This is a genomic window from Halomonas sp. (assembly GCF_033549285.1).
GTDB lineage: Bacteria > Pseudomonadota > Gammaproteobacteria > Pseudomonadales > Halomonadaceae > Halomonas.
The window spans coordinates 1-4,566 of record NZ_JAWSUJ010000175.1 but is presented as its reverse complement, the minus strand read 5'-3'; the positions used below and the strand labels follow the sequence as shown (position 1 = coordinate 4,566).

Annotated in this window: 5 protein-coding genes; 1 reads left to right on the top strand and 4 read right to left on the bottom strand. The window is 73.7% G+C overall.

Annotated elements, in window-relative coordinates; translation table 11 throughout:
• From SCI24_RS21035 to SCI24_RS21020, 4 genes are all read right to left on the bottom strand, one after another.
• Positions 1-776 (bottom strand): DUF3488 domain-containing protein (locus tag SCI24_RS21035; protein WP_318727228.1); only part of this gene is annotated, 776 nt, incomplete at its 3' end.
• Positions 773-1,723: a DUF58 domain-containing protein gene (locus SCI24_RS21030; RefSeq protein ID WP_318727229.1), complete on the bottom strand. Its 951-nt coding sequence runs from the start codon at positions 1,721-1,723 to the stop codon at positions 773-775. The genes SCI24_RS21030 and SCI24_RS21035, both read right to left, overlap by 4 nt.
• Before the next feature lie 2 nt (positions 1,724-1,725).
• On the bottom strand, positions 1,726-2,652 hold the full coding sequence (locus SCI24_RS21025) for a MoxR family ATPase (RefSeq protein WP_318727227.1): 927 nt from the start codon (positions 2,650-2,652) through the stop codon (positions 1,726-1,728).
• Complete coding sequence (locus tag SCI24_RS21020; protein WP_318727226.1) at positions 2,649-3,197, bottom strand: NUDIX hydrolase; 549 nt, start codon at positions 3,195-3,197, stop codon at positions 2,649-2,651. Before SCI24_RS21020 ends, SCI24_RS21025 begins: the two co-directional genes overlap by 4 nt.
• Before the next feature lie 121 nt (positions 3,198-3,318).
• Between SCI24_RS21020 and SCI24_RS21015 the strand changes: the two genes are divergently transcribed.
• On the top strand, positions 3,319-4,566 hold a 1,248-nt coding region (locus SCI24_RS21015; protein WP_318727225.1), incomplete at its 3' end, for an acyl-CoA dehydrogenase family protein.

The window sequence follows — 4,566 nt, the reverse complement described above, 5'->3', positions numbered from 1 at the left end:
CGGATGCCGTCGAAGTGCGACAGGGTGTAGACCCGCCAGTAGCGCTCGTCGGGGGCCGGTTCGCGCCCCTCGAAGCGGGCGCGGAAGGCCCGCGCATCGCTGCGCGACAGCTGGGCGATGTCGCCCGGGGAGATCTCGTCGGTGAGGCCGGTGGAGGCCCGGTCCATCTGGGGCATGCTCCACAGCGGTCCCAGGCGCGGGAAGGCAACGAACAGCAGCGCCATCAGCGGCGCCGAGAGCACCAGCAGCCAGGCCGTCTCCCGCCAGGCCTGGCGCAGTCCGGTGGCACCGGAGAGCCACACCAGCGACTGCAGCAGCCAGGCGACCGCCAGCAGGGCCCCCGCGGCCATGGGAATCCCCTGGTCATGCAGGAAGGCCACGGCCGTGGTCACCAGGCCGATCACCACCACCACCCGGGCATCGCGCCGGTCATGGGTCTCGAGCAGCTTGAGCAGGTAGACGCCGAGCAGCAGGCCGACCAGCCCGTCCATGGTGCCCAGGGTGCCGAACTGCAGCCACAGCGCCAGCACCAGCCCGCCCACCGCGGCCAGCCGCAGCAGGATGCCGGCACGGGGCAGGCCGCGGCGCAGCTGCACGAGGCGGTAGCCGGCCACCGCCAGGGCCAGTGCCACCAGCCAGGCCGGCATCCAGGCCAGGTGCAGGGCCAGCACCAGGCACTGGCCGATGAACAGCTGGCGCAGCATGCCCCCGCTCAGCCCTCGGCCATCCGCCAGCACGGCCGGCACCGAAGGCCTGGCGGGACGCAGGGCGCTCATGCCCTACCCTCCGGCCGGGTCGCCGGAAAGCGCGCCAGGGCATCCAGCGCCCGGCGACGCTGGGCCTCCCCCTCGCCCTGGGGCAGGGTGAAGCCCGGCAGCCTGAGGCCATAGCGGTCGCCGGCACGGTGGTGGGCCAGCACCCGGGCGCAGAGCACAGATAGGCGCCGCTCCGGGTCGCCGCGACAGGCGGCGTAGTCGAGCCAGAGCTGGCGGCGGGGCGGGGCGCTGAACGCCTTGGTGGCGAGCACGCCGGTGCGGCTCCACTGCTTCCAGGCCACCCGCCCCGGGCTATCGCCGGGCTGGAAGCGGCGCAGCCCCGCGAAGTCGCTGGCTTCCAGGCCCGCCCCGACGTGGCGCAGGGCCGACTCGTCCTCCTCCAACGGATGTGGCCACACCAGCAGCTCGGCATCGTGGCGCACCCAGGCCACCACCCGGACCAGTCCCAAGGGCCAGCGGGTCTCGAGACGCAGCCAGGGCAGCGCCTGGGCCCCACGCTGGGGCGTCGGCAGGGCCAGCTCGATCGCGCCGAGGCCGCCGACGATGTCCACCCGTCCCCGGGCGCCGTCGCAGCGAAGCTCCAGGGCCGTGCGGTCGCGGCGCGCCTTCAGCCTCACCCCCAGGCGCGCCTCTCCGCCGGCGAAGGCCTCGCGGGGCAGGCGCAGCCCCGGGGTGACGCCGAGCAGGTTGAGCCAGCCGCGCAGCAGCACCACCACGCCGACGCTGAACAGCCAGAAGGCCAGCCCGTAGGCCAGGCTGTTCTGGTAGTTGATGCCGAACAGCAGCAGCACCATGACCAGCACCGCCCAGCCCAGGCCGAAGCGGGTGGGGATCAGGAACAGTCGACGCTGGGGAAGTGGGCGATCCATCGAGGCGGCGAGGCGACGCAGCCACCAGTGGCGCAACCGCCCGGCAGGGCGGGGGCCCGAGGTCGCCACGGTGGCCATGCTCACCCCATCACCGCCACGCGGGTCAGCAGGTGGCGGGCCAGCGCCTCGCCCTCCTCCCGGGGGCCGCTGCTCAGCCGATGGCCCGTCACCGGGATCCAGACCGCCTGGACGTCCTCGGGCAGCACATGGTCGCGCCCCTCGAGCAGTGCCCAGCCCCGGGCCGCCTGGAGCAGGGCCAGCACGCCCCGGGTGGAGAGCCCCCAGGCAAGCTCCGGATGCTCGCGGCTGGCCGCGGCCAGGGCCTGGACGTAGTCGAGCAGGGCGTCGGCCACATGGACCCCGTCCAGCCGCGCCTGCCAGTCGCGCAGGCGCTCGGCGTCGAGCAGCGACATCAGCGCCTCGAGCTTCACTCGCCCGGCCCGGCCGCGCAGGATCTCGCGCTCGGCCCGGGGATCCGGGTAGCCCAGCGAGAGGCGCATCAGGAAGCGGTCGAGCTGCGACTCCGGCAGCGGAAAGGTCCCCGCCTGCTCCTGGGGGTTCTGGGTGGCGATCACGAAGAAGGGGTCGGGGAGCGCCCGGGTCTCGCCCTCCACGGTCACCCGCCCCTCCTCCATCGCCTCGAGCAGCGCGCTCTGGGTCTTGGGGGTGGCCCGGTTGATCTCGTCGGCCAGTACCAGGCCGTGGAAGACCGGCCCGGGATGGAAGCGGAAGCGCGCCTCCCGCGGATCGAACACCGAGACCCCCAGCACGTCGGCGGGCAGCAGGTCGCTGGTGAACTGCAGGCGCTGCATGTCCAGGCCCGTGACCCGCGCCAGCGCCTGGGCCAGGGTGGTCTTGCCGAGCCCCGGCAGGTCCTCGATCAGCAGGTGGCCGCGGGCCAGCAGGCAGCAGAGCGCAAGGCGCACCTCCCGCGACTTGCCGAGCACCACCCCCTCCAGGGCGGCGAGCACCGCTTCAAGGTCAGAGAGTCGCTCCGGCCGGTTCATCGTCCTGCCTCCAGTTCGCCGCCGGCCAGCAGGGCCTCCACCGCCTGGCGGGTATCCGGGGTGACGCCCTCCAGGGCCAGGGCCTCATGGGGCGGCAGCCAGAAGGCATCGGACACCTCCTCGGCCTGCAGCGTCAGCGGGCCGTCGTGGTCGACCAGAAAGAGGCTGCCGAAGATATGGTTGCCGCCCGCGTCATGCACGAACTCGCCCAGCGGGCGCAGCGGCACCCCCCGGATGCCGAGCTCCTCGGCGAGCTCGCGGCGGGCCGCCACGTGGACTGCCTCGCCGGCCCCCACCACGCCGCCAGCGGCGAGGTCCAGCCCCCCCGGGAAGACCTCCTTGGTCAGGGTGCGACGCTGCACGCAGAGCTCACCGTGGCGGTTGCGCACCACCACATAGGTGGCCCGGTGCCAGAACCGGAAGCGGCGCATGGCGGCCCGGGGGGCGCTGCCGCAGGGGCGGTTGCGCGCATCCACCAGCTGGATCTGCTCATCGGCGATATGCGGCTCGGCCGGCGGTTCGGGAAGGGAAGCATCGGCGCTCATGGGGGACTCCCGGGGAAATGCCTTCAGCCTACCCAGTCACGGCGGCAGCGTCACGCCGTGCGTTGACCGCTCCGGGCGCGACGACCATGCTCATGACAGGCCTCTATCGCGGAGCCCGACCATGCCCGACCCCGCCCCCCGCACCCGGCTGGCCACCCACGAGGTGACCAACCAGCCCTCGCCACCGACCGACCGCGACCTGCTCGCCGGGGATGCCCTGCTGCGGGAGGCCCTGGCCCGGGAGGCCCCGGAGTGGGTCGCCAGGCGCCTCGCCCCGCTGGGGCGGGAGGCCGGCAGCGCCCGGGTCCAGGAACTCGGGGAGGCGGCCAACCGCCATCCCCCGGAACTGCGCCTCTTCGACCGTCACGGACGGCGCCTGGACGAGGTGGCCTACCACCCCGCCTACCACGAGCTGATGCACCTGGCCATCGACCATGGCTGGCACGCGGTGGCCTGGCAGGAGGAGGGGGCCGGCGGCCACCAGGCGCATGTGGCCGCCCTCTACCTGCTGACCCAGGCAGAGCCCGGCTTCTGCTGCCCCGTCACCATGACCCATGCCGCCCTGCCGGTGCTGCGCCAGACGCCTGCCGTCGAGGCGCACTGGGCCCCGGGGCTGCTGGCCTGGGACTACGACCCGCGCCTGCTGCCCGCAGGCGAGAAGAGCGGGCTGACCTTCGGCATGGCGATGACCGAGAAGCAGGGCGGTAGCGACGTGCGCGCCAACACCACCCGCGCCGAGCCCTCGGCGGACGGCTGGCGGCTGACCGGCCACAAGTGGTTCTGCAGCGCCCCCATGTCCGATGCCTTCCTGACCCTGGCCCGCACTGACGAGGGGCTCTCCTGCTTCCTGGTGCCCCGCGTCACCGCGGAGGGCGAGCGCAACGCCATCGAACTGCAGCGCCTCAAGGAGAAGTGCGGCAACCGCGCCAATGCCTCGGCGGAGATCGAGTACCGCGGCGCCCTGGCCGAGCCGGTGGGCGAGCCCGGCCGCGGCATCGCCACCATCCTCGAGATGGTCCAGCAGACCCGACTGGATGCCGCCACCGCCCCGGTGGGCATGATGCGCCAGGCCCTGGTGGAGGCCTGGCGGCATGTTCGGGAGCGCCACGCCTTCGGCCGGGCGCTGGCCGAACAGCCGCTGATGCGGGTGCTGCTGGCCGACATGGCGCTCGAGGTGGAGGCCGGCCTGGCGCTGGTCATGCGCACCGCCCGGGCCTTCGATGGCGCCGCCCGTGGCGACACCGGGGAGCGGGCCCTGTCACGGCTGCTGCCGACCCTGGCCAAGTACTGGCACAACAAGCGCACGCCCGGCTTCATGGCCGAGGCCATGGAGTGCCTCGGCGGGATCGGCTTCGTGGAGGAGGCGCCG